27 protein-coding genes are annotated in these 23,290 nt (G+C 70.9%); 13 read left to right on the forward strand and 14 right to left on the reverse strand.

The window, feature by feature from the left end; translation table 11 throughout:
* Positions 1 to 17: 17 nt before the first annotated feature.
* Positions 18 to 188 carry a hypothetical protein gene (locus ACFVW8_RS01875; RefSeq protein WP_389685595.1) on the reverse strand — a complete coding sequence of 57 codons (171 nt, stop codon included), beginning with the start codon at positions 186 to 188 and terminating at the stop codon, positions 18 to 20.
* A gap of 245 nt (positions 189 to 433) precedes the next feature.
* On the opposite strand from ACFVW8_RS01875, the gene ACFVW8_RS01880 reads away from it, so the two are divergent.
* From ACFVW8_RS01880 to ACFVW8_RS01890, 3 genes are all read left to right on the forward strand, one after another.
* Complete coding sequence (locus ACFVW8_RS01880; protein WP_389685596.1) at positions 434 to 1,306, forward strand: winged helix-turn-helix domain-containing protein; 873 nt, start codon at positions 434 to 436, stop codon at positions 1,304 to 1,306.
* Positions 1,307 to 1,440: 134 nt separating this feature from the next.
* Positions 1,441 to 2,172, forward strand: coding sequence for an HAD family hydrolase (locus ACFVW8_RS01885; protein ID WP_389685597.1), 732 nt, complete (start codon positions 1,441 to 1,443; stop codon positions 2,170 to 2,172).
* Between the two features lie 126 nt (positions 2,173 to 2,298).
* On the forward strand, positions 2,299 to 3,363 hold the full coding sequence (locus tag ACFVW8_RS01890) for a phosphotransferase (protein WP_389685598.1): 1,065 nt from the start codon (positions 2,299 to 2,301) through the stop codon (positions 3,361 to 3,363).
* A 13-nt stretch (positions 3,364 to 3,376) separates the two neighbouring features.
* Here the strand turns inward: ACFVW8_RS01890 and ACFVW8_RS01895 are convergent, their stop codons facing one another.
* Entirely contained in the window at positions 3,377 to 4,111 is a 735-nt protein-coding gene (locus ACFVW8_RS01895; protein WP_389685686.1) for an ABC transporter permease, read from the reverse strand.
* Positions 4,112 to 4,181: 70 nt separating this feature from the next.
* Positions 4,182 to 5,135 carry an ATP-binding cassette domain-containing protein gene (locus tag ACFVW8_RS01900; RefSeq protein ID WP_389685599.1) on the reverse strand — a complete coding sequence of 318 codons (954 nt, stop codon included), beginning with the start codon at positions 5,133 to 5,135 and terminating at the stop codon, positions 4,182 to 4,184.
* Positions 5,136 to 5,197: 62 nt separating this feature from the next.
* Between ACFVW8_RS01900 and ACFVW8_RS01905 the strand changes: the two genes are divergently transcribed.
* Positions 5,198 to 6,031 carry a TetR/AcrR family transcriptional regulator gene (locus ACFVW8_RS01905; RefSeq protein WP_389685600.1) on the forward strand — a complete coding sequence of 278 codons (834 nt, stop codon included), beginning with the start codon at positions 5,198 to 5,200 and terminating at the stop codon, positions 6,029 to 6,031.
* A gap of 42 nt (positions 6,032 to 6,073) precedes the next feature.
* Entirely contained in the window at positions 6,074 to 6,748 is a 675-nt protein-coding gene (locus ACFVW8_RS01910) for a TetR/AcrR family transcriptional regulator (RefSeq protein WP_389685601.1), read from the forward strand.
* 33 nt (positions 6,749 to 6,781) lie between these two features.
* Here ACFVW8_RS01910 and ACFVW8_RS01915 read toward each other — a convergent pair whose 3' ends face one another.
* The 4 genes from ACFVW8_RS01915 to ACFVW8_RS01930 form a co-directional block, all read right to left on the reverse strand.
* Positions 6,782 to 7,240, reverse strand: a complete 459-nt coding sequence (locus ACFVW8_RS01915) for a DUF2199 domain-containing protein (RefSeq protein WP_389685687.1) — start codon at positions 7,238 to 7,240, stop codon at positions 6,782 to 6,784.
* Between the two features lie 154 nt (positions 7,241 to 7,394).
* On the reverse strand, positions 7,395 to 7,928 hold the full coding sequence (locus ACFVW8_RS01920; protein WP_389685602.1) for a pyridoxamine 5'-phosphate oxidase family protein: 534 nt from the start codon (positions 7,926 to 7,928) through the stop codon (positions 7,395 to 7,397).
* A 68-nt stretch (positions 7,929 to 7,996) separates the two neighbouring features.
* Complete coding sequence (locus ACFVW8_RS01925; RefSeq protein WP_389685603.1) at positions 7,997 to 9,541, reverse strand: MFS transporter; 1,545 nt, start codon at positions 9,539 to 9,541, stop codon at positions 7,997 to 7,999.
* 141 nt (positions 9,542 to 9,682) lie between these two features.
* Positions 9,683 to 10,171, reverse strand: coding sequence for a MarR family winged helix-turn-helix transcriptional regulator (locus ACFVW8_RS01930; protein ID WP_389685604.1), 489 nt, complete (start codon positions 10,169 to 10,171; stop codon positions 9,683 to 9,685).
* Between the two features lie 125 nt (positions 10,172 to 10,296).
* Here ACFVW8_RS01930 and ACFVW8_RS01935 point away from each other — a divergent pair, with 125 nt between their 5' ends.
* The gene (locus tag ACFVW8_RS01935; RefSeq protein WP_389685605.1) at positions 10,297 to 11,412 is read left to right on the forward strand and encodes a DUF4037 domain-containing protein; all 1,116 of its coding nucleotides are present in this window, start codon (positions 10,297 to 10,299) and stop codon (positions 11,410 to 11,412) included.
* Between the two features lie 32 nt (positions 11,413 to 11,444).
* Here the strand turns inward: ACFVW8_RS01935 and ACFVW8_RS01940 are convergent, their stop codons facing one another.
* Positions 11,445 to 12,047, reverse strand: coding sequence for a sigma-70 family RNA polymerase sigma factor (locus ACFVW8_RS01940; protein ID WP_389685606.1), 603 nt, complete (start codon positions 12,045 to 12,047; stop codon positions 11,445 to 11,447).
* A 96-nt stretch (positions 12,048 to 12,143) separates the two neighbouring features.
* Between ACFVW8_RS01940 and ACFVW8_RS01945 the strand changes: the two genes are divergently transcribed.
* Complete coding sequence (locus tag ACFVW8_RS01945) at positions 12,144 to 12,977, forward strand: alpha/beta fold hydrolase (RefSeq protein WP_389685607.1); 834 nt, start codon at positions 12,144 to 12,146, stop codon at positions 12,975 to 12,977.
* Between the two features lie 33 nt (positions 12,978 to 13,010).
* Here the strand turns inward: ACFVW8_RS01945 and ACFVW8_RS01950 are convergent, their stop codons facing one another.
* The gene (locus ACFVW8_RS01950; protein WP_389685608.1) at positions 13,011 to 13,898 is read right to left on the reverse strand and encodes an NAD(P)-dependent oxidoreductase; all 888 of its coding nucleotides are present in this window, start codon (positions 13,896 to 13,898) and stop codon (positions 13,011 to 13,013) included.
* Positions 13,899 to 13,945: 47 nt separating this feature from the next.
* Here ACFVW8_RS01950 and ACFVW8_RS01955 point away from each other — a divergent pair, with 47 nt between their 5' ends.
* Positions 13,946 to 14,296, forward strand: coding sequence for a winged helix-turn-helix transcriptional regulator (locus ACFVW8_RS01955; RefSeq protein ID WP_389685609.1), 351 nt, complete (start codon positions 13,946 to 13,948; stop codon positions 14,294 to 14,296).
* A 158-nt stretch (positions 14,297 to 14,454) separates the two neighbouring features.
* Here the strand turns inward: ACFVW8_RS01955 and ACFVW8_RS01960 are convergent, their stop codons facing one another.
* Positions 14,455 to 15,054 carry a TetR/AcrR family transcriptional regulator gene (locus ACFVW8_RS01960; RefSeq protein WP_389685610.1) on the reverse strand — a complete coding sequence of 200 codons (600 nt, stop codon included), beginning with the start codon at positions 15,052 to 15,054 and terminating at the stop codon, positions 14,455 to 14,457.
* A gap of 202 nt (positions 15,055 to 15,256) precedes the next feature.
* Here ACFVW8_RS01960 and ACFVW8_RS01965 point away from each other — a divergent pair, with 202 nt between their 5' ends.
* A complete protein-coding gene (locus ACFVW8_RS01965; protein WP_389685611.1) occupies positions 15,257 to 16,216 on the forward strand; it encodes an alpha/beta hydrolase family protein in 960 nt (319 codons plus the stop codon).
* A 28-nt stretch (positions 16,217 to 16,244) separates the two neighbouring features.
* Here the strand turns inward: ACFVW8_RS01965 and ACFVW8_RS01970 are convergent, their stop codons facing one another.
* Both ACFVW8_RS01970 and ACFVW8_RS01975 read right to left on the reverse strand, forming a co-directional pair.
* Positions 16,245 to 17,099 carry an alpha/beta hydrolase gene (locus ACFVW8_RS01970; protein ID WP_389685612.1) on the reverse strand — a complete coding sequence of 285 codons (855 nt, stop codon included), beginning with the start codon at positions 17,097 to 17,099 and terminating at the stop codon, positions 16,245 to 16,247.
* 101 nt (positions 17,100 to 17,200) lie between these two features.
* The gene (locus tag ACFVW8_RS01975; RefSeq protein ID WP_389685688.1) at positions 17,201 to 18,331 is read right to left on the reverse strand and encodes a metallophosphoesterase; all 1,131 of its coding nucleotides are present in this window, start codon (positions 18,329 to 18,331) and stop codon (positions 17,201 to 17,203) included.
* A 409-nt stretch (positions 18,332 to 18,740) separates the two neighbouring features.
* Here ACFVW8_RS01975 and ACFVW8_RS01980 point away from each other — a divergent pair, with 409 nt between their 5' ends.
* From ACFVW8_RS01980 to ACFVW8_RS01990, 3 genes are all read left to right on the forward strand, one after another.
* Positions 18,741 to 18,887 carry a hypothetical protein gene (locus tag ACFVW8_RS01980; RefSeq protein ID WP_389685613.1) on the forward strand — a complete coding sequence of 49 codons (147 nt, stop codon included), beginning with the start codon at positions 18,741 to 18,743 and terminating at the stop codon, positions 18,885 to 18,887.
* A gap of 183 nt (positions 18,888 to 19,070) precedes the next feature.
* Positions 19,071 to 19,880: an alpha/beta fold hydrolase gene (locus ACFVW8_RS01985; protein ID WP_389685614.1), complete on the forward strand. Its 810-nt coding sequence runs from the start codon at positions 19,071 to 19,073 to the stop codon at positions 19,878 to 19,880.
* A gap of 107 nt (positions 19,881 to 19,987) precedes the next feature.
* Positions 19,988 to 20,785 carry a helix-turn-helix domain-containing protein gene (locus ACFVW8_RS01990; protein WP_389685689.1) on the forward strand — a complete coding sequence of 266 codons (798 nt, stop codon included), beginning with the start codon at positions 19,988 to 19,990 and terminating at the stop codon, positions 20,783 to 20,785.
* Positions 20,786 to 21,329: 544 nt separating this feature from the next.
* Here the strand turns inward: ACFVW8_RS01990 and ACFVW8_RS01995 are convergent.
* The gene (locus ACFVW8_RS01995) at positions 21,330 to 21,821 is read right to left on the reverse strand and encodes a DUF4265 domain-containing protein (protein ID WP_389685615.1); all 492 of its coding nucleotides are present in this window, start codon (positions 21,819 to 21,821) and stop codon (positions 21,330 to 21,332) included.
* 56 nt (positions 21,822 to 21,877) lie between these two features.
* Complete coding sequence (locus ACFVW8_RS02000; RefSeq protein ID WP_389685616.1) at positions 21,878 to 22,300, reverse strand: hypothetical protein; 423 nt, start codon at positions 22,298 to 22,300, stop codon at positions 21,878 to 21,880.
* A 135-nt stretch (positions 22,301 to 22,435) separates the two neighbouring features.
* On the opposite strand from ACFVW8_RS02000, the gene ACFVW8_RS02005 reads away from it, so the two are divergent.
* Positions 22,436 to 23,047, forward strand: a complete 612-nt coding sequence (locus ACFVW8_RS02005; RefSeq protein ID WP_389685617.1) for a DUF6000 family protein — start codon at positions 22,436 to 22,438, stop codon at positions 23,045 to 23,047.
* The last annotated feature ends 243 nt before the right edge of the window (positions 23,048 to 23,290 follow it).

The raw sequence follows: 23,290 nt of genomic DNA on the forward strand, positions 1-23,290 counted from the left end.
GCCGGTTCTGGCGGTTCTCAGTGATGACCGCCGGAGCCGAGGATCAGTGCGAGGCCCGTGCAGCCGATGATCATGCACTTGGTGTTGCCCAGCTTGTAGCCGGCCGCCATGAGGGACGCGCTGGCTCCGCCCACCAGGCCGAGCTTCCATTGGACGACTTGTTCGATGGCAAGGGTGATCCAGGGCATGGCGGTCCCTCCTCAGGAGGTGGGGAGCGAGGACGCTCGGGGAAATCTGCCGATGCGCGAGCAGCACCCGTACGACGGTGGACGGGCGAGCGGGGGTGCGGGTGCTCAGATCAGGACCGTGATCGAGAGGCCGCGTATCCGTACAAGGTTGCGACCAACTACCTGAGTTGTTCCCAGTTGGTGCCATCTCATAAACAACTCTTCAACAACTCCCGTTGGATGGTGAGAAGTTGTAGCGTTCTGTTGTGACTCCTGAGCGCACAGCGATGAACGGCAGCCGCAAGCCCTCGCCCGAGGATCTGGCGGACGCGCTGCGGACGCGTATCCGTACCGGCGAGCTGAAGCCCGGTGACCCCCTGCCCACCCAGGCGGTGCTGGCCGAGGAGTTCGGTGTGGACCGGGGTGTCGTCCGGCTGGCGCTGCAGCGGCTCCAGGGGGACGGTCTGCTGACCGCGATCACCCGCGGGGCGCCGCCGAGGGTGGCGAATCTGCCGGACACCCAGGTGCCCCAGCAGACGGCTGCGGTGCTCGGGCACCGGGTGCTGCGCGCCTTCGAGAGCGACGAGGTGACCATCGACGCGCTCTGCCTGACGGCGGAGTCGTTCGTCCCCGCGCTGGCCGAGCCCCTGACCCGCATCAGGGCGGGGGAGCCGGCGCCTCGTTCGGTGAAGGTGCGGGTGCTGCTGCCCGCCCGCGACATCGAACTGGCCTTTCCCCGGCGCGCCGAACCCCGGGACGGCGACGAGTCGGTGCACGAGCGCTGGCTGAGGCTGCGCAACCTTCAGGGGCAGGTGCTGCGGCAGAACCTCGAATCGCTGCGCAGCACCAGTGAGCTGGGGGCCGAAGTGGTCATGAGGGCGCTGCCGTTCACCCCGCCCGTGAAGCTGTATGTGCTGAACGGCTCCGAGGCACTGTTCGCGTACTACACGCTGGAGGAGCGCGAGGAGGTGATCGACAAGGTTCCGACCCAGCTCTTCGACGTTCTCGGCAGCCGCTCGACGCTCTTCCGCTTCGAGAGTTCCGCCGGGGTCCGGGACCAGCTGTTCGTGACGCAGTCCGCGGAATGGTTCGAGAGCCTGTGGAACACCATCGCGACTCCGGTGGATCTGGAGGGCTGACGCTCGCTCTGCCCCAATTGTCGTGACAGGTGCGGTGATTGACGCCCCAGGGCCCATGTTGTTCCGGGCGGCCGAAGGCACTATGGAGGGTGGAATTCTCCAGCGACTGCCGCACTCCCGACGGACGGAGCGATGTGACCCACCCGCACCCGAGGGAGTTGCAGACCCTCTTCGCGTCCGCGAAATGTGTGTTCCTCGACTTCGACGGACCCGTTTGCGATCTCTTCTCCGACCACACGTCCGTCCTGATCGCGGACGTTCTGGTCCAAGAGCTGGTGGCGCTCGGGGCTGATCCCGCACTGGTTCGCGCGCACGAGGGCGGACACGATCCGCTGGCCATACTGAAGGCGGTCGCCGACGCCGGTGCGGGCAGGGCGCTGGTCGCAGGGCTGGAGAGCCGGCTCACGGACGAGGAGACCAGAGCGGCGAAAAGCGCCGATCCCACCCCGGGCGCCGACGAGTTGATACGGCTGCTGCACGAGGCGGAGTACAAGCTGGCGGTGACGACCAACAACTCCGCCCAATCGGTGGCGCGCTACCTCGACAGGCAGGGCACGGCGGACTTCTTCGGTACGGAGGAGCACCGGCGCATACACGGCCGGACGGCCCACCCCATGCGGCTGAAACCGGATCCGGACTGTCTGTTCCGCGCGCTGGAGTCGACCGGATCGGCCGCCGCCGACGCGCTGATGATCGGGGATTCACGGGCCGACCTGCTGGCGGCCGAGGCGCTCGGGGTGCCGTTCATCGGGTACGCGAAGAACGACCGGAAGAGGGCGCAACTGGGCTTCGGGACGGGTGTGGTCGTGCGTCGGCTGCACTCGCTGGTGGAGGTGGTGCGGTGCGCTGTCGCCGAACAGCACTGAGAGAGGGCCGGGGGCGTCCGCCACGCGAGTGGTACGGGCGGATGACTTCGCTGTGAAAAGTACGCGCCCCGCCGAGGGCGCGAGTAGCTTTCCCTCAGCACTCCGTACCACCGAAGGCACCGATACATGGAGGCCGGGCTGTCCGCCGCCGACCCTTCGATCGAGGGCCCGCTCAAGGGCCATCACCACGACACGTATGTCGTCGCGCCCCCCGGCAGCCGCACCCGCGTCAAGCTCCGGGAGCCCCGCAAGGGGCTGCTCTGGTTCGACCGCCGGTGCTTCGCGTCGGAGGAGGAGCTGCTGCGTACGCTGCACGGGCGGGTGACCCGCATCCCCGAGATCATCGAGATCGACCGCGGGATGCTGCTGCAGGGCTTCATCGAGGGGCGCACGCTGGGGCACGGCGTACTGCCGAGCAAGGCCCTGTCCACCAGGCACCGGGCGCAACTCGGCTGCCTGTTCGCCGAACTGACCTCGTTCGACATCCGTGACATCGACGCTCAGCGGCTCTGCGACGGCGCGGACCGCCCCCCGGACGGGGACTCCTGCGGATTCCTCAACCGGCTGCTGCACTTCACCGAGCAGCGGGTGTACCGGGAGCACGGCGCCCCCTACCGCTCGCTGTTCGACGATCTCGGGGTGCGGGAAGGCGCTCTGGACGGTCTCGCGCGGCGCGCCGAGTCGCTGACTGCCCGTTCCTTCTCGCTCGTCCACGGCGATCTGCACCGGCGCAACTTCATCGTCGACGCCGCCGGGGACCTGTGGACCATCGACTGGGAGCTCGCCATGATCGGTGATCCGCTCTACGACCTGGCCACGCATCTGCACCTGATGCGGTACTCGGCCAAGGAGGCGGTCCGGATCGGCCGGCTCTGGCAGCGGTCGGTCGAGGAGCGGCGCCCCGAGTGCGTCAAGGGCTGGGACACGGATCTGGAGGTCCTGCTCGCGTACAAGCGGGCGCAGTCGGTGTACACGGATGTGATCCGGGCCGCGCTCGCCCTGCGTGGTCCGGACGGTGAGCCGAACCTGCGGCAACTGCCCCGGCTGTCCTGGCGGATCCGTGCGGCGCTGGGGGCGGCGCACCGGACCCTCGGGCTGACGCGGGAGCCGGCTGTCCATGAGGTGGCCGCCGCCTGTGTCCGGTGGCTTCGGACCGCGCCGCCCGCAGCGGCGCCGTCCCGATCCGCGTAGCCGGAATTCGGCGTCACCGCGTCCGCACCCTGAACAGCACCCCCGACAGCGCCATCGCCCCCAGCAGGATCCCGCCGGCCCAGGCCAGCGCGATCCAGGGGGAGTTGCCCACCGGCTGGTCCAGCAGGAGGCCGCGCATGGACTCGATCGCCGGGGTGATCGGCTGGTGGTCGGCGAAGCCGTGGAGCCAGCCGGGCATGGAGTCGACCGGGACGAAGGCGCTGCTCGGGTAGGGCAGGAACAGCATCAGGAAGGTGAATCCACCGGCCGCTTCCGGCGTTCTGGCGAGCAGGCCGATCGCCGCCGACAGCCAGGACAGCGCGACGATGTACGCGATCAGGACGGCGAGGGCGGCGAGCCCGCCGGCGAGGGTGGCGGTGGGGCGGAAGCCGATCAGGAGGGCGATGCACAGGACCAGGGCGGTGGAGATCAGGTTGCGGGCCGTGCTTGCGGCGACGTGGCCGGCGAGGATCGGCGTTCCGCCGATGTCGAGGGTCCGGAAGCGGTCGATGATGCCGTTCTTCATGTCCTCGCTGACAGCCACCGCGGTGCCGGCGGAGCCGAAGCCGGCGCACAGGAGCAGGACGCCGGGAACAACGTAGGTGACGTAGGTGAGGTGCGGTACACCGGTCTCAATGGCGCCGCCGAAGAAGTAGACGAAGATCAGCATCAGCATGACCGGCAGCATCAGCGAGGTGACCAGGGCGTCGGTGTTGCGCCGGCTGATGCGCAGTGAACGGGCGGTCATCGTGCCGGCGTTGACGAGCGGGGTCGTGGCTCCGGACAGGGGCCGGGGCGCGGCGGCGGTGGTGAGTGCGTCAGACATGGGTGGCCGGTGTCTCCTTCGTCGCGGTCAGGGCCAGGAAGACGTCGTCGAGCGTGGTGCTGTGCAGGGCGAACCGCTCGACCGCCGTGCCGTCCGGGTCGATCTCGTCGAGCAGCGCCCGCACCTGGGCCGCCGAGCCGTCCGTGGGCAGCCCGAGGGTGAGGGTCCCGGGCGAGTGGTGCACGGCGCGGTGGGTGAGCCGGAGGTAGCCCGCTCGGTCGGCCATGACCAGGTCGAGGCGGTGTCCCCCGACGCGTGACTTCAGCTCGTCCGCGGTGCCCTCGGCGACCTTCCGGCCCCGGTCGAGGACGGCGATGCGGTCGGCCAGCCGGTCCGCCTCGTCCAGGTACTGGGTGGTGAGCAGGACCGTGGCGCCGTCGGCCGCCAGGTCGCGGACCACCTGCCAGAGCTCCTGCCGGCTGCGCGGGTCCAGACCGGTCGTCGGTTCGTCCAGGAAGAAGACCTCCGGCTGCGGACTGCCGACCAGACCGGCCGCCAGATCGAGCCTGCGCCGCATGCCGCCGGAGTAGGTGCGGACACTGCGGCGGGCCGCCGCGGTGAGGCCGAACCGTTCGAGGAGTCCGGCGGCCCGGCGGCGCGCGTCCGCCCGGGAGTGGCCGGTCAGCCGGGCCATCATGCGCAGGTTCTCCTCGCCGGTCTGCGTCTCGTCGACGGCGGCGTACTGGCCGGTGAGGCTGATCGCGCGGCGCACCCGGCTCCGGTCGCCGACGACGTCGTGCCCCGCGACCCGGGCCGTGCCGCTGTCGGCGGTGGTGAGCGTGGCCAGGATGCGCACGGCGGTGGTCTTGCCCGCACCGTTGGGGCCGAGCAGGGCGAAGACGCCGGCGCGGTCGACCCGCAGGTCCAGGCCGTCCAGGACGGGCGGCGCGGCCCCTCCGTAGGACTTGGTCAGGCCGTGGGCCTCGATCATGGTGGCCGGGGGCATGGCTGTGCCTCCTTTCTGCGTACTGCGTACGCGTTATTGAGTAAGGGTTACGCATAACTAGGATGGCCGTCAAGGGAAGGTGGGTTCAGGTGACGGAAGAGAACGGTTCGCAGGGCGGTACGGGCCTGCCGGCCAGCATCGAGGCCGCCTGGGGGCTGCGGGCACGCCCGGTGAAGGGGCCCAAGCCGGGGTTGAGCCTGGAGCGCATCGTGGACGCCGCGGTGGCGGTGGCGGCGTCCGAAGGGCTCGGCGGGGTGTCCATGGGCCGGGTCGCCAAGGACCTCGGCTTCTCGACGATGTCGCTCTACCGGTACGTGGCGGCCAAGGACGAGCTGTATGTGCTCATGCAGGAGGCGGCCATGGGCCCGCCGCCCCCGCTGCCCGCCCTGGAGGAGGGCGCCGGCTGGCGGGAGGCACTCTCCCAGTGGGCGTGGGCGCAGCGCCGGGTCTACCACCGCAATCTGTGGATGCTCCGCGTCCCCATCTCCGGACCGCCCGCGAGCCCGCACTCCGTCGCCTGGTGGGAACAGGGCCTCCAGGCCCTGGAAGGCAGCGGTCTGGGGCCGGGAGACGCCGTCTCCGTCATCCTTCTGGTCAGTGGTTTCGTGCGGAACGAGGCGCTGCTGATGGGTGATCTGGACGCCGTCGTCGAGGCGCGCGGCGTACCGGCGCAGGAGGTCATGGACGGCTACGCCCGCACGCTGACCCGGCTCGTCGACCCCGAACGGCACCCCGCGCTGTCCCGGCTGATGGAATCCGATGTGATGTGGGTCCCGGACGCGCCCGATCACGAATTCCGGTTCGGACTCGCACGGGTGCTGGACGGGATCGACGCCCTGATCCGGGAGCGGGCGCGGGCGAAGCGCCCGGAGGGCGGCGGGGGCGCGGAACGGTAGCGGTGGACGTCAAGTCCGGTTGAGGTCAAGGGCGTACGCTTCATGGTCATGAGCGGAGAGAAGCCCAGGTCCGGTGCGGCGGCGGGCGAGGATGCGTCCCGTGGGCCGAACGCACCCATGAGCCTGCGTGAGCGGAAGAAGCAGCTGACCTATCAGGCCGTCTCCGACGCCGCGATCTCGATGTTCCTGGAGCGTGGTTTCGACAAGGTCTCGGTGGCCGAGGTCGCGGCCGCCGCGGACATCTCCAAGCCGACGCTGTTCCGGTACTTCCCGTCCAAGGAGGACCTGGCCCTGCACCGGTTCGCCGACCACGTGGACGAGTCCGCCCGGGTGGTCGCCGCCCGCGCGGACGGCGAATCCCCGCTGGACGCGCTGCGCCGCCACTTCCTGGACGGCCTGGAGCGGCGCGATCCGGTCACCGGCCTCTGCGACGTTCCGGGGGTGCTGGCGTTCCACCGGCTGCTGTACGGGACACCGTCCCTGGTGGCCAGGCTCTACGCGTACCAGAGCCGGTCCGAGGCCGCTCTCGCCCGCGAGCTGGGTGACCGGGTGCCCGACCGGCTGGCCGCGGGCCAGATCGTCGCGGTCCTGCGCATCCTGGCCATGGACAACTGGCGGCTGATCAGCGAGGGACGGAGCGCGGACCAGGTGTACGGGGGCGCGGTCGAGGCGGCGGAGCTGGGCTTCGTACAACTGCGCTCGGGGCTGGGGCAGTAGGCGGCCCCGGCCGCGCAGTCCGAACGACAGGCCCTAAGGGCTGTCCTCGGCGTGCTGCACCGCTTCGGCTATCTCCCGCACCCGGTCCAGCGTGATCCCGTTCCGCTGTTCCACGGCCAGCGGGTGGTCGGTCGGCTCCAGCTCGATGAGCGGGCGCCGGCCGATCGGGCGGGTGTGCGCGTTGGTCTTGAGATTGGTCGTACGGGGTGAGTAGAGCCCCAGTTCGGTGGTCAGCCAGCCGAAGTACGGCTTCTCGGACTCCCGGCCCGGGGTCTCCCACCTGTCGAGGGCCCGGCCGAAGTTCTCCCGGCTCAACGACACCCAGACACCCCAGGAGAATGGCTCCTGGCTGCCCGCCACGGGTATTTCGATCAGGCCCTTGATGAAGTAGTGCTCGTGTCGGACGATGCACTGATCCGTCGAGAGCATGCTGTCCGGGTCGCTCTCCAGGCTCGCGTCCCAGACGTCGGGCGCCATGGTCGAGTACCCCATCGGGAGTTCCGTGTGGTGTCCGCCGCAGCGGGAGCAGGTGTAGCCGGGGTCGGATGCCATGGGCGGGATCCTAGAGCCTCTCCGCCGGGCGCAGGTGCCGCATGGGCGTCCATACCCGGCGCGGGGGGCTCCCTGCCGTCCCCGCGCCACGTGTTCACTGCGCGGCGGGCATGTCCAGCGCCGTTCCGTACAGCCGGGAGACGCGGAGCCGGATCACCACGCGCCGGTCCGCGACCACCTGGGCCAGGAAGGCCGCCTCCTCGGCCGGGTCCTCGAAACCGGGGGTCATGGCGAGCAGTTCGCGGCTCACCGCGTCGCCCGGTTCGGCGGCCGGCTCCGACACCTCGGCCGTGCCCTCCGCGACCGCGAACGAGAACACGTCCGGGCCGCTGACATGCAGTGCGGCATGCGGATCGGTGCGCAGCAGGCGGGGCTTGAGGCGGTCGGCGGTGCTGGACACGCGCACCACGCGCTCCTGGGCGTCCCAGGTGTAGTGCACGGTCGTCAGATGAGGGTGCCCGGTGCGCCGCACGCTCGCCAGGACTCCGAACTGCTCCTCCCGGAGCAGCCGGGACAGTTCGGCGTCGGTGAGTACGCGCGGGCCGGGGCCGGTGCCGGGGCCGTGCTGCGCTCCGTTCTCGTCGGGCGCGGCCTGCCGGGTGGTGGGGGCGGGCTGTTGTCCGGTCATGGGATCAGGTCCTCGATCGGTCTTCGTGCACGGGCGGACGGGTCGTGGGTGGCGGACGGCGCCCCCGGTCAGACCGTGGTCGTGGTCGTGTCGGTGCGGTGGGCGGTCCCGGACTCCGGCCCGCCCACCCGGTGTTCGGATTGGGGCCGGGTGCCGGGCTCCGGCCGCCTGAGCACCGTGAACGCGACGACGAAGGCTGCCGTGAGCAGTCCGCCGCCGACCGCGAACGCCAGGTGGTAGCCGCCGGTCAGCGCCTCCGCCCGGTCGCGCCCCTCCGCGAGGAGCGTGTCGGTGCGGGAGGCCGCCAGGGTGGAGAGGACGGCGACGCCCGTCGCCATGCCGATCTGCTGCGTGGTGTTGAACAGGCCCGAGGCGAGCCCGGCGTCCTCCTCGCCGGCCCCGGACATGCCGAGCGCGGTGAGCGCCGGGAGTGCGAGGCCGAAGCCCGCGGCGAGGAACATCAGCGGCAGCAGATCGGTGACGTAGTGACCATGGGCGGGCACCCGGGTGAGCAGGCCGAGCAGGGCGATCAGCAGGGCGAGCCCCAGAAGCAGTACGTTCCGGTCGCCGAACCGCGCGCTCAGCCTGGCCGAGACGCCGAGTGACACGGCGCCGATCACCGCCGCCGCGGGCAGCATCGCGAGGCCGGTGGCGGCGGCGCCGTGGCCGAGCACCCGCTGGAGATAGAGCGCGACCAGGATCTGGAACGAGAACAGCGCGGCCACCATGAGCATCTGGACCAGATTGGCGCCGGAGACGCTCCGCGACCGCAGGATGCGCAGCGGCAGCAGGGGCGCCGGTGCGGTGGTCTGCCGGACGACGAACGCGGCGAGCAGGGCCAGCGCGAGTGCGCCGAGGCCGAGGGTGTGCGCCGACAGCCACCCGTATGTCCCGACTTCGACGACGGAGTAGATGCCGAGCATCAGCCCCGAGGTGACGAGGACGGCGCCGAGGATGTCGGCGCCGGCGGCGAGGCCGGGTCCGCGGTCGGCGGGGAGCACGCGCACGGCGACGAGAAGGGCCGCGATCCCGATCGGCAGGTTGATGAGGAAGATCCAGTGCCAGCCGACGGCGTCGGTGAGGACCCCGCCGAGCACCTGGCCGATCGACGCCCCCGCCGCTCCGGTGAAGCTGAACACGGCGATGGCCCTGGTGCGTTCGCGGCTCTCGGTGAACAGGGTGACGAGGATGCCCAGGCCGACCGCGGAGGCCATGGCGCTGCCGGCGCCCTGGAGGAAGCGGGCCGTGATCAGCAGTCCGGGTGAGCCCGCCGCACCCGCCAGCACCGAGGCGGCGGTGAAGACGGCGGTGCCGGCCAGGAACATCCGCTTGCGGCCGATGAGGTCGCCGAGCCGGCCGGCGAGCAGCAGTAGACCGCCGAAGGCGATCAGGTAGGCGTTCACGACCCAGCTGAGACCGGCGGGCGAGAACCCGAGGTCGTTCTGGATGGCGGGCATGGCCACGGTCACGATCGAGCCGTCGAGCACGGTCATCAGCAGGCCGGTGGCGATCACGCCGAGCGCGAGACGGTGCGAACGGGCGGTTGCCGGTGCGGCGGCAGGCGGGCCTGCGGTCGGGTCGGCAGGCGTGCGGGCAGGCAGATGTGCGGACATCGGACTCTCCTGTCGGTCGGGTCGACAAGAGAGACGCTAACAGATGGTTTTGTTGCAGACTATTTCTTTCGGTTCTGTTTTCGTGGATATCGCGGGCCGGGTGTGGGGCCGGAGCGGGGTCGGACGTGGGCGCGGGTGCGTCTACTTCTGGCTCTGCCGGGCCCGGCGGGCCGCCCCCGGGGTCTCGGCCGGGGTGGACAGGTGCTCTTCGGCCAGTCGGCCCAGGGCGCGCAGAAGCGTCTCCCGGTCGCCGCGCTCCAGGCCGGCCAGGGCGTCCCTGTGTACCCGGTCCACGATCTCCTGGCTCCTCGCGGCGACCTCGGCGCCCTTCTCGGTGACGGCGATGATCCGCGCCCTCCGGTCCCGGCTGGAGGGTCGCCGCTCGGCGAGGCCCGCGCCCTCCAGGGCGTCCACCGTCACCACCATCGTGGTCTTGTCCATGTCGCCGATCTCGGCGAGCTGGATCTGGGTGCGCTCCTCCTCCAGGGCGTGGACCAGGACGCAGTGCATCCGTGCCGTGAGCCCGATCTCGGCGAGCGCCGCCGACATCTGGGTCCGCAGGACGTGGCTGGTGTGGTCCAGGAGGTAGGAGAGATCCGGTGCGGTGCGTGTGGGTGCCATGGCGGTCATGCCTGTCAGGGTAACAATTCGGACTGTGGCGGATCGTCCGCAAGCGGACTGTCCTGGCGCCGCGGCCCGGCCGGCCCGGAAATATTTCGCTGGCCGATCCCTTTCCGGCCCCGCAGAGTGTCCGTATGACGCCCACCGAAGCCGTCTTCCTGCCCGGCCTCCAGCTCTCCCGGATCCTGTACGAGGAGGCGGTGCGGCCGGTTCTGGACGCCGCCTTCCCCGGGCTGCCGTACGCCGCTGCGCGGATCGGGCCCGGTTCCGAGGTGCTCGGCTTCGACACCGCCCGGTCGGCCGACCACGACTGGGGCCCGCGGCTGGACCTGTTCCTCGCGGCGGACGACGTCGCGGCACACGGCGACACGATCAGACGGCTCCTGGCGGACCGGCTGCCCAAGGAGATCCGCGGCTGGCCCACCCACTTCCGCCCCGCCGACGATCCGCTCGACCCGGTCGGGCACATGGCGGCGACCGACGGACCGGTCAACCACCGCGTGGCCGCGCACGACATCGCCGGCTGGCTGACCCGGGAGGCCGGCTTCGACGCGTCGGCCGCCGAACCGTCCGTACGGGACTGGCTCGCGATGCCCCAGCAGCGCCTCGCCGGGATCACCGGCGGCGCGGTGTTCCGCGACGGCCCCGGACTCCTCACCACCGCACGGCGGCGGCTGGCCCGGTACCCCGGACAGGTGTGGCGGTACCTGCTGGCCTGCCAGTGGCAGCGGATCTCCCAGGAGGAGGCGTTCGTCGGACGCTGCGCCGAGGTCGGTGACGAACTCGGCTCCGCCGTGGTCGCGGCCCGGCAGGTGCGCGACCTCATGCGCCTCAGCCTGCTCCTGGAGCGGCGGTACGTGCCGTACAGCAAGTGGCTGGGCAGTGCGTTCGCCCAACTCGACGCGGCCCACGCCCTGTTGCCGTCCCTGCGCGGGGCGCTCGCGGCGACGGACCACCCGGAGCGGGAACGACACCTCTGTGCCGCGTACGAGGCGGTGGCGGTCCGGCAGAACGAGAGCGGCCTCGTCGACCCGGTCGACCCGTCGCCCCGCCCGTACCACGGCAGGCCGTTCCTGGTCCTGCACGCGGAACGCTTCGCCCGCCCGCTGGCCGCCTCGGTCACGGACCCGGAGCTGCGGGGCCGGCCGCTGACCGGGAGCGTGGACCAATGGGCGGACAGCACCGACCTGTTGATGGGGGCGGGCGGGGACGCGCTGCGGGCTGCGGGGGCGGCGCTCGCCCGCGACTGAGGGGGCGAGGGGCGGGGTGGCACGCGGCCGGGTCAGGCGTCGCCCCTGAGCCGGTCGCGCTGGATGCGGTGGGCGAGGGTGCGGCGTACCGAGGGTGAACCTGCCGGGGCGGCAGCCGGGCGTGGCGGCAGGTCGAGTCCCCGGCTGATCTCGTCGTACGCCTCCCGGTGGGCGGTCAGCTCCGCCCCGTGACGGCGCAGATCGTCCTCGACGAGCCGCCGCAGCTCGTCCACGCTCTCCGGGGTGAACCGCTTCCTGCCGCGGCTGAGGGCGGCGACGCAGCGGCTGCACCGTGCGGTGCCGGCGTGCGTCTCGGAGATGTCCTCGGCCAGGCCCCACAGGCGTCCTTCGAGCCACGGCACGTCGTGCTGGCGAAGCGAGAGGTCCATCGGGGGCTCCGGATCGGCGGAGCGGTACTTCGTCACCTGCTTGGACACGGCGGGCTGGCTCATGTCGGTGAGCCGGGCGATACGGTCCTGCGTCCAGCCGAAGCCGATGAACAGCTTGATCATCTCGGAGCGCAGCTTCCGCATCTCCTCGCCCGCGCGGATGACGTCGTTCATCCCGGCGAGCATCCGCTCGGCCTGTTCCTCGGTCAGCGCCCCCGCGTCCCGGCCCCCGGGACTCTCCCGCATGTTCTTCTCTCCGCCTGCCACAACCAAGTTATACACCCTGACCAGTCGCCTATAACCAGGTTGTACAACTGGGTTATGGGTGGCAGGATCGCCTGTATGGCCACCTTCTGCGCGTCCGACGGAACCCGGCTCGCCTACCGCACGTACGGGGACGGTGAACCGCTCGTCTGTGTCCCGGGCGGTCCCGCGGACTCCCGTTACCTGGGTGAGCTCGGCGGCCTGTCCGGGCACCGCCGGCTGATCGTCCCGGACCTGCGCGGCACCGGGCGCTCCGCGGTTCCCGAGGATGCCGCCTCCTACCGCTGCGACCGCCTCGTGGACGACATCGAGGCCCTGCGCGCACACCTCGGTCTTCCCCGGACGGATCTGCTCGCGCACTCGGCCGGCGCGAACATCGCGACGCAGTACGCGGCCCGGTTCCCGGGGAACGTCGGCAGGCTCGCACTGATCACCCCCAGCACCCGCGCCGTCGGCATCGAGATCACCGGGGAGGCCCGCCGCGAGCTCGCGGAGCTCCGGAGGGGCGAGCCGTGGTACCCGGCGGCGTCCGCCGCGCTGGAGGCGATCACCCGGGGAACGGGTGGCGACTGGGAGGCCGTGGACCCGTTCCTCTACGGCCGGTGGGACGCGGCCGCCCGCGAACACTGCGCGGCGAGCCGGCCGGACAACCCGGAGGCCGTCGCCGGCTTCGGGGCCGAGGGGGCCTTCGACCCGGACGCCACCCGCGCGGCGGTCGCGGCCTTCGGCGCCCCCGTCCTGCTGCTGGCCGGGGAGTACGACCTGAACAGCCCGCCCCGGGCGGTGGCCGAATACGCCGCCCTGTTCCCCGATGCCGCGCTCGTCGTGCAGCCGGGGGCGGGGCACTACCCGTGGATCGATGACGCCGGCCGGTTCGGGACGACGCTGTCCGCGTTCCTCGCCCGGTCGTAGGGGATTTCCAACGCCCCTGCGCGCAGCTGGAGTTCAGCGGCGCCCGAGCAGTTCCGCGATCCGGATGAAGCCGTCGGTGCCGTGGCCCTCGTCGACGGCCCGTCGGGCCAGACGCTCGGCCGCCCGCATGACGCCCGTGTCGATGCCGTGGGCCTCCGAGGCGGCGGCGATATGGGCCATGGAGGAGGCCGCCGAGGTGAGCGGATTGTCCGTGCCGGAGAAGTCCCCGTCGTCCAGCGCCTGTGCGTAGCTCTCGAAGAGCGGTGGCAGGACGGCGCCGATTCCCTGGGCGAACGGCGCCAGTTCGCGCGCCGTGATCCCTTCCGCCCGCGCCAGTGCCAGCGCGTGCGCGAAGCCGTTCATCGCGGTCCAGAAGATGTCGAGCAGCGCGATGTCGTGCGCCGCCGCCCGGCCGATCTCCTCGCCCAGATGCGTGTGGGTGCCGCCCAGGGCGTCCAGGATCGGCCCGGCCTCCCGGTAGAGCTCTGCCGGGCCACTGTGGATGAAGACGGCTGCCGGTGTCCCGATGGTGGTGGTCGGCGTCATGATCGCGCCGTCCAGATAGCGGATCCCCTGACCGGCGGCCCAGCCCGCGGTGGAGCGGGCCCGGCCGGGGGTGTCGGCGGTCAGGTTCACGACCGTTCGGCCCTCGGCCGCAGCGCTGGCCGGGCCGCTTCGCAGGACGGCGTCGGCCGCGTCGTAGTTCACTACGCACACCACGGTCAGCGGGCTCGCGGCGATCGCTTCCGCGGCCGACGGGGCGGCGGTCGCTCCGCGTGCGACCAGCTCCCGGTCCCGGCCAGGTGTGCGGTTCCAGACCGTGGTGCGCAGCCCCGCGTCCAGGAACGCACGGGCCAGGGAACGGCCCATCGGGCCCAGGCCGAGCACGGTGACGGCAGACTGTTCGGAGTGTGTGGACATGGTTGAACTCCATTGAGGACGTTGGCGAAAGTGGTGGACAGGCCGAGATGACGCGCAGCCGTGCACAGGACCCGAATGTCTGCGGAGTGACGGCCGCGATCGCGGTGATCGACGGCAAGTGGAAGACCGCCCTGCTCTGGCTCCTGGAGGCAGGACCCTGCCGCCCCGGGGAGCTGCGGCGCAGGCTGCCGGGACTCAGCGAGAAGGTGCTGACGCAGGGGCTGCGCGAGATGGAGGACGACGGACTGGTGCACCGGGAGGTGTACGACGTACTGCCGCTCAGGACGGAGTACTCCCTGACGCCGTTCGGGCGGGAGCTCTCCGAGGCGCTGGCGCCCCTGTCCGACTGGGGCCACCGCCGCCTGGAACGGCTGGGCGGGGCCTCTTCACCCTCCTGACGTGGGCGGCACGGAACGCCATGGCCCCCTTCCTCCGGCCGGTCGCGGCGTCCCGCCGTCTTCCGTGACCAGGTTCGCCCGGGGCGGCGCGGCTGCCAAGTACCCACTAAAAGGTGGGTGGGTGGGCCGGGGCAAGGGCGCGGTGAGGGCCCCTCTCCTCAGGACGGCTGCGGCTGCTCCCGCAGTCCCCGAAGGAGCAGGTCCACCAGCCTGCGGGGGTCGTAGCGGGGGTCGCTGTCCGGGCCCGCGCAGAGGTTGCCGATGCCGCGCATCAGCTCGTAGGCCTGCGTCCCCGGCCTGATCTCGCCGGCCTCGGCCGCGGCGTCGAGCAGCTGCGCGCAGGCGGGCATCAAGCGGTCCAGGAAGTAGGTGTGCAGCGACTCGAATCCGCTGCTGTCCGACTGCATCGCGTTGGCGAGCCCGTGCTTCGTGACCAGGAAGTCGACGAAGAGGCCGACCCACTCACGCAGTGCGTCGTACGGGGAGGGCGTGCTCGCCAGCAGGCTCGGGCCTGCCTCGGCGCACGCCTCGACCTGGTGGCGGTAGACGGCGACGACGAGGTCCGCCCGGGTCGGGAAGTGGCGGTAGATCGTCCCCATCCCGACGCCCGCCTTCGCCGCGATCTGCCGGATCGGCGCGTCGACACCGGAGGTCACGAACACCTCGGCCGCGGCGGTGAGCAGCGTCTGCTGGTTGCGCAGCGCGTCGGCCCGCTTGCTCCGGGCCGGAACATCCCCGGACTGGCCTGTCGTGGGCACGGCGCTCTCCTTCGGACGGTCCGACGGTCGTTGACAAAACGGAACACTGTTCCGTATCGTAATTGGAACGGTGCTCCGCTTTGAGTCTAGCGGAGGCCGGTCACTCCTGACCGCTCGCGCGCCGCCGTTCACCGCCTGCCCCCTCAGGGGCTGCCGGGGCCGGTGGCCGGGGGTGGCAGGGGCCATTGAAGGGACACACACCATGACCGAATCCACTGACGCATCCGCCACGTTCCGCTCGCCCGCCCAAGTCCTCTCGGTCGCACCGGTGGTGCTTCCGGCGCCCGGCCGGGCCGTGGACCTGGAGCTCCGGGTCTCCGCCCCCGTGACCGGGGACGCCCTGCCGGTCATCCTCCTCTCGCACGGCCAGGGTCACTCGGACCATCTCTCCTCGCTGAACGGGTACGCCCCTCTCGTCAACTTCTGGGCGGCGCACGGCTTCGTCGTGATCCAGCCCACCCACCTGAGCTCGGCGACCCTGAGCCTGGATCCCGAAACCCCCGGCGCCCCGCTGTACTGGCGCTCGCGCGCCGAGGACATGACGCTCGTCCTCGACCGGCTCGACGAGATCGAGGCCGCCGTCCCGCAGCTCCGCGGGCGCCTGGACCACGACAAGGTCGCTGTGGCCGGACACTCGATGGGCGGGCAGACCGCGAGTCTGCTGCTGGGCGCCCGGCTGACCGATCCGCAGGACGGGAAGGTGGCGGCACCGGCCGACCCCCGGATCAAGGCCGGTGTGCTGCTGGCCGCGCCCGGCAGGGGAGGCGACGCCCTCAGCGAGGCCGCGGCCAGGAACTACCCGCTCTTCCTGACCATGGACTTCTCCGGGATGCGGACACCCGCGCTCGTGGTCGCGGGCGACAACGACGACTCGCCCCACCTGACGGTCCGGGGCCCCGACTGGCACGCCGACCCGTACACGCTCTCCCCGGGCTCCAAGTCCCTGCTGACCCTGTTCGGCGGGGAGCACGGTCTCGGGGGAGTGTCCGGATACGACGTAGCCGAGACCACGGACAGCGACCCCGCACGGGTCGCGGCGGTCCAGCGGCTCACCTGGGCCTACCTCCGTACGGAGCTCTACCCCGGGGACGACGCCTGGCAGAGGGAGTGCGATGCGCTGGCGGCCGACCCGGACCCGCTCGGACGGGTGGAGTCCAAGTAGTCCCGGGGCAAGGGCGGCCGGCGGTGTATCAGCGGTCCGCGAGGGCCGCCAGCAGCTCGGCGGCGGGCTTCGGGTGGACGAGCCAGTGCAGATGGCTCCCCTGGAGCGTCCGGACGTCGAAGGGGTTGCCGGGGGTGAGCGCGTCGGCTTCGCGGATCATGCGGTCCTGCACGGCGGTCGGAACGCTGGCGTCGGCGGCCAGGCGCACATAGGTCCTGGGGACCCGGCCCCAGGTCGCGGCCTGTGCCCGGTCGGCGGACGTACCGGCGTCGAGGTTCTCGTCGGGCTGGAAGGAGTTCAGGAAGGTCCGGAACTCGTCATCGGTGAGGTCGGCGGCGAACGCTTCCTTGAACGCGGCGAGAGCCAACGGGTCGGCCGTACGGAAGTTGGTCCGCAGCAGGCCGAGTTCGGCCGGGTTCCCGACGAGCGTGCCCGCGAAGCCGCTCGTGTCGACGTCCGCCATCTCCGGCTGGGCGTAGTAGCCGCCCACGTCCAGATCGACCGGGCACCAGGCGGAGACGTAGACGATCCGGTCGATCAGCTCGGGCCGGGCGTTGGCGACGGCGGTGGCCGTGATGCCGCCCCGGCTGTGGGCGACGAGGACGGTGGGCCCGTTCCGCCCGGCCCGTTCGAGGACCTCGATCACGCGGGCGGCGTTGTCGGCGAGCGTGACTCCCTTGATGCTCCCCGGTTCGGCCGCGAGGGCGTCGAGGTCCTGGGGGGTCTGGTAGGCCGCCGGGAAGGTCGCCTCGAATCCGTGCCCCGGAAGGTCGACCGCGGCCGAGCGGTGTCCGAGCAGGGCGAGTTCGGCCTGCAGCGGTGCGAACGAGAACGAATTCGCGAAGGAACCGTGGACAAGAACGAAGGTCGGCAGATTCTGCATGCCTCAGCCTCCAACAGGGCGATCTCCGGGGCAAGATCGAGGAGGGAGAGAGCGGAGGGGAATTCGGGTGGTTCAGCGCAGGCCCGCCCCGCGGGCCTGCGCTACGCCGACCGCAGGGTGAGCAGCGTGATCTCGCTGGGCGCGAAGATCCGGAACGGAGGACCCCAGTAGCCGGAACCCCGGCTCGTGTAGAGCTGGGTCCGCTCTCCGTGCCGGCTGAGGCCGTGCACCACCGGCTGGTCGAGCCGGACGAGGTAGTGGAACGGCCAGATCTGGCCGCCGTGGGTGTGCCCCGAGATCTGCAGGTCGATGCCGGCGCTCGCGGCCTCCCGGACGTACTTGGGCTGGTGCGCGACGAGCAGGACCGGCAGGTCCGGTTCCGTCCCCGCCAGTGCGCCGTCCAGGTTCGCCCGGTGGCCGGCCAGCCCGGAGGACGCGGCGGTCATGTCGTCCACACCCGCGAGCACGAGCCTGTCCCCGCCCCGTTCGACGACGACGTGGCGGTTGTGCAGCGTCTCCCACCCCAGACCCTCCATGAGGTCGAGCCAGCCCTGGGCCTCGCTGCCGTACTCGTGGTTCCCGGTGACGTACACCTTCGCCAGCCGTGACCGCATCGTCCCGAGCGGCGCGGCCTGCTCCCGGCGCTGCTCCGGGGTGCCGTCGGCGATGTCGCCCGCGTGGCAGACGACGTCGGCGTCCAGCTCGTTGACCGCATCGGCGACCCGCGCCGACCAGCCGGCCCGGTCGAACGGCCCGTAGTGGGTGTCGGCCACCACGACGACCCGTGTCCCGTCCAGGCCACGGCCGAGCCGCGGAAGGGTGACATCCCGCCGTACGATCCGCGGCAGGCGCATGGCCTCGCGGTACCCCCAGGCCAGCAGGCCGGCCCCGACGACCGCGACGGCAACGGCCACGATCCTGGACCGGGCCGGGTCGCCGACACCGGACACCATCAGGACGAGCCGCAGCAGGGCGCCCGGCACCGACCAGGCGAACAGCACCCAGATCACCCCGAGCGTGGTGTCCGCGACGCGCGCCGCCCGGTCGGACCGCCGGCGCCCGTGCCCCATGACCATCAGGAACGGGAAGGCGAGCAGGGCGGCGGCGAAGACGACCGTGCCGGTCAGGACCACCGGGAGCGGCCAGTCGGTGTGGGAGGAGAACAGCGTCCACCAGGGCAGGAAGAACAGGGCGACGAGTACGACGACGAGTATGAGGACCCGGCGCAGCATCCGAACGCGGCCCGCACCCCCCGAAGCCCGCGACGGCTCTTCGTCTGCCGGCCGGCGGTCCCCGGGCGCGACCGTGTCCGGCCCTGCGTCGAGGCCCGCAGGTGCGGCCGCCTCCGATGAGTGCGACTCGTGGTCTGTCACTTCGCTGCCCCTCGCGTCTGTGGTCCGGCCGGTCCCCATCATCCGGCATGGCGGTCCGCCACCTGCAGGGGCTCCGCACCACACCGCCCAGGCCCGGGCGCCGCACGGTCTCCCGGACCGGCACCCTCATCAACGTGCGGGCCCGAACGGGGAGGGCGGTGCGGTCTTCTCGCCGGGGCGCGGTGGGCCAGGCGTGGCTGCTGCTGTCGGCCACGCGCCGCATCACCGTGGCGTCCGGCATGGCCAACATCGCCTTCCGCGACCCGACGTGGCCACGGGACACGTCGCCACGTACATCTCGATGGCGCCGCACCAGGAGGCGAACGTACGGCGGCTCGGCTTCGGTGACGAGGACATCGGCTGCGGCCCGAGCCGTCGGCTGGTGGACGCGATTGTCGTGCGGGCAGCCAAGTGAAGTAGAGGCCCGTGACCTGTATGAATGCCCGGCGGTTCGCGACTGCCGATGGCTGCCGATCTCGCATGGTCCGGCTTTCGGGGAAGTCCTGCTCGCCGTGGAGACGGAAGACCTGGCGATCGTCGGCCCCGTGACGACATTTGTACAAGACCGAGGGCCGGCGACCCGGGCATGCTCCCGCGTATGAGTATCTCCGACAGTAAGCAGGTGCACGGGATGCACGTGGTCCACGACGGCCCGCGGGAGGGGACGCCGCTGGTGCTCATCCACGGATCGGGGGCCTCGGGCAGCTCCTGGGGCCCGGTGGTGCCGGCGCTGGCCGACCGGTATCACGTCATCCGGATCGACCTCCCGGGCCACGGTCAGTCCCCGCCCGCGCCGTCGTACGAGGTGCCCGAGCAGGCGGCCGGCCTGGCCGCGGTGCTGGATGAGCTCGGCCTTCGTTCCGTCACCGTGGCCGGGCACTCCAGCGGCGGATACATCGCCACCGCGCTCGCCGAACAGCGCCCGGACCTGGTGGGTTCCCTCGCACTGATCAGCAGTGGCCCGAGTCCCGACGCGCTCCTTCCGCAGCCCGCCATCCTTCGGGCCCTGATCGCCCCGCCGCTCGGTCCGCTTCTGTGGAGAGTCCGTTCCGACGCGATGCTCCGCCGGGGGGTGACCGCGGTGTGCAACCGCCCGGTGGACATTCCGGACGACATGGTCGCCGAGGTGCGGGGCATTGACTACCGCACGTTCAGGACGGTGCTGCGCCAAAACGGCGCATACATTGCCGAGCGGAGCCTGCCCGCGCGCCTGAGCGCACTCGGCGTCCCTGTTCTGGTGATCTTCGGCGCTGCCGACCGCCGTTGGGATCCGTCTTCGGCACACCACTACGACACGGTGCCGAACACACGAGTCGAGCAGCTGCCCGAAGTCGGGCATTTCCCCATGCTCGAAGCACCGGAGGAGACCGGCGAGTTGCTCCTGCGCTTCGCAGAGACGGGCCGCTGACCCCCATCGCCTAGCCTGTTGCTGTGAGGTTCACCGAACCACCACCTGACTGGGCGGCGGCGGAGGTTGTCGTGCCCCGCCGGCCGGGCCGGCTGCCGGGGGTCAGCATGGCCGGGTTCCGCCAACGCGCTCCGGCGCGCGTGCATATCGCCATGGTCGCGCACCCCTCGGTCACTCTGTTCGTGGACCTGAGCGACGAAAGCGGCCTGAGCTACGACGCCCACGGCCGACGCCTACGCGGCAGCGCGCTCGTTGGACTGGTACCGGGTGATCTTCGGCTCGGAGGCCGGGCGGCCGGGCGGATCGAGTGCCTCCAGATCCGGTTGTCGCCGGTCCTGGCGGTTGCGGTGTTCGGCGCATCGGCCGAACTCAGCGGGGCGGTGGTCTCCCTTGAGGACGTCTGGGGCCGCGACGCAGGGCGAGCCGAGGAAAGGCTGCGGGCCGCCGCGTCGTGGGACGAGCGGTTCACGATCGCAGTGGATGCCCTCGGCCGACGGATGAGCGCGCGCCCGTCGCTCGATCCAGAGGTGACCGCCGCCTGGAGGCTGATGCGCGCCAGCCGGGGGCGGGTGCGCGTCGACAGCCTGGCGAACGAGGTGGGATGGAGCCGTAAGCGCCTGTGGTCCCGCTTCCGGTCCCAGATCGGCCTCACCCCCAAGCACGCCGCCCGGCTGGTGCGCTTCGACCACGCTGCCCATCTCCTTGCGGCGGGTGACGCCGCCGCCCGGGTGGCGGCCGCAAGCGGCTACGCCGACCAGGCCCACCTCCACCGCGAGGTCAAGGCGTTCACCGGGGTGACGCCCACCGCCGTAGCCGCTGCGCCGTGGCTCGCTATCGATGACGCGGCGTGGCCGACGCACCTGACACCGTCGCCCCCTCCGGTCCGGCACGTTCCGGCGAAGTGAGCTGAGGTCCCACGAGGGATGTGACTACTCGCGATAGTTGGCATCGAGCAGGTGGCCCGACCTGCGGTTCCGTGAGAAGTTCGCAGCTCCAGTTGGCGCAGAACGCTCGCTCTACTTGTCACATGCGTTCATTGCTCGATCTTGTTGGCGCCAGTTTCGAAGATCGCTGACGTTCACCGGTCGAGGCCGATTGAGTGGTGCTGTTGGTGAGCGGCAGGGGGTGGTGATCGTGTGGGCTGCTGGGGTTGAGCGGGGCGAGCTGTGGTCGCATCGGTGCAGTTGGGAGGACCTGCTCCTGCCCACCGTCGTCGACAGCGGACGTGGAGACCTTGACCAGTGCGAGGGGTGGACGCGCCGCTGGACGGCGACCTGGCGCTACGCCGCGGTGAGGTGGTCAGTCCGGTGGCGAAGGGTGGTCCCGGTTCGCCGACCTGCGCTCGGCCACCTTCAAGGTGGGGACGTACCGCTGTACCTCACTGGCCGCGTAAGCGTGTACGCCGGCACCAAGTGAGCACGGCTTGATTGTCCGGGCGGTCTACCCCGATCAGTGGTGGGAAGCGAAGGGCATAGCGTCAGCCCATTCCCAGAACGCGCCGGCTTCGGCCACCTCGCGCTCCATCGCTGCGAACAACTTCGAAGGGTTCGCCTGCGGAGGGACATCGACCGCCACGTGGCGGTCTCCGTTCCATTCGCTCAGCAGGCCGGCAGCATCGATTTCGGTCTTGATCCGAGTGGTTGCTTCGATCACCCGCTCCGGATCCGGAGCGGGCATGAGGAGCATCCGCAGGACACGATGCTGCGAGAGTCCCACGACCTCACTGACCTGGTCATCCTCCGAGAGGACCACGTAGTCTCCGAGAGCCAGCCCGTACGCGCAGAACGGGAGGCAGGCGATGGAGAAGGTGCCGTCATTGAGGGGTTTCAGCCAGAGCTGTTCCATTTGGCCATCCAGCCCAAATGGGGTCAGATCTGCGCGGGCGATGTAATTGCTCTGGGCCCGACCGACTGGTTCGTCATGGACGATGAACCTCGGCATGTGATCCCCTCCCTTTCGGCTCGCAGCAATAATGCCGTCGCCGTTCAGCCGCGAGGTCAGAGGCCCTGTCGAGCGGGCCAGGGGCGACCATCCGGGGCTGCCCCGGCTGGCCGGCCAGCCTGCACATAGTCCTGGTACTCGTGGTCGGCCATGCCCTGGTTCGCCCATCGCTGCCGTGTGGCTCCAGTGCGGGATTCGGCAGCTTCCAGGGCAGACGCCGGGTCGTCCGCACTCGCCAGCAAGAGGCCGAAATCCTCTTCCTCATCGTCGAGAAGAGGTGGCAGCGACTCCAAGTCGTAGGTCTGCGGATCACTGTCGAGAACAGCATGGAAGTACACCGTGTAGACGCCCCTGGCCGGCCGCACCTCGACGTAGCAGACGCCGGGCCGGTCTGAGTTTCCAGCCGGTCCGAGGAACTGCTCGACGGCGCGGCCGCGCTTGAGGGCATCGAAGGCGAATGGTTCCGACAAGTAGCGCACGACGAAACCCTACGGCTTTCCGGCGGTGGCGTTGGGGGGCGAGGCACGATGGGTGTCACCCGTTCCTGTGGGTAAACGGCGTGACTTCTATAGGGCTGGCCCAATTGCACATCAGCGGGCCAGGATCATCCTGTGATGCGCCACGCCCATGAGGATGCCGAACTGCTGGCCCTGGTCAGCCGATACGTCACGCCCGAGCGCCGCTATCTGAAGCTCGGCGGCAGCGTGTTGCGCATGCGCAGTCCTGGGTGCGACCGATTCGTGCGAGCTCTTGGCGAAGACGCGCGACTCATCGCCCCGGACGAGATCACCACGCTTCTTGGGGGCGGGTGGCGTGAGCGGAAGACCGCCGCATGGCTCATCGCCGTCGGCCGCCGGACCGAGTTTCGTGAGCGACTCGGTGAGCTGCTGATGGCGAGCGAGGTCTGCTGCGTGGGGTTGGCGTACTGCGTGGCCTTGGCCGGCTTCGGCACTCCCCGCGACGCCGATCTGCTGGCCGCCTATCTTGATCGCTACCTTCGCCGCCCCGACCTCGACTACGACCAGACCGTAGCCATGGGAGCTCTCGTGTTCACCGCCCTGAACCTCGGAGGTGACCAAGCCGCTCGTTTCCTGGGCCCGGATGGCATGTGGGAACAGTGGCTCCACGACGCGCCCCACATGCAACACACCCCGGAGCCTGCCACCTACCTGAGCCTGATCCGCCGACTCTGCGCCTTCGTCGACGAATGCGCGGAAACGCAATGACCGCAGCCTCTTGGCTGTACGTCGTGACAGCGGCTGTGGGGATCACCGCGCCTCGTGTCCTGTCGCAGTGCAGCTGACAGATCGTGGGCCGCTGACCTGCTGGGTTGCCATGTCGTTTGTTTAAGACCCCGGGGGGGGGGTGGAAAAAAAAAAAGTGTTAGCGGATGGGGCCGGGTTTGGGGGGGGGACGCAAAGCCCGGGGGCGCATGAGGCACGGAGGGAGGTTGGAGCAGGCGCCCCGCG

The organism is Streptomyces sp. NPDC058221 (genome assembly GCF_042882365.1).
GTDB lineage: Bacteria > Actinomycetota > Actinomycetes > Streptomycetales > Streptomycetaceae > Streptomyces.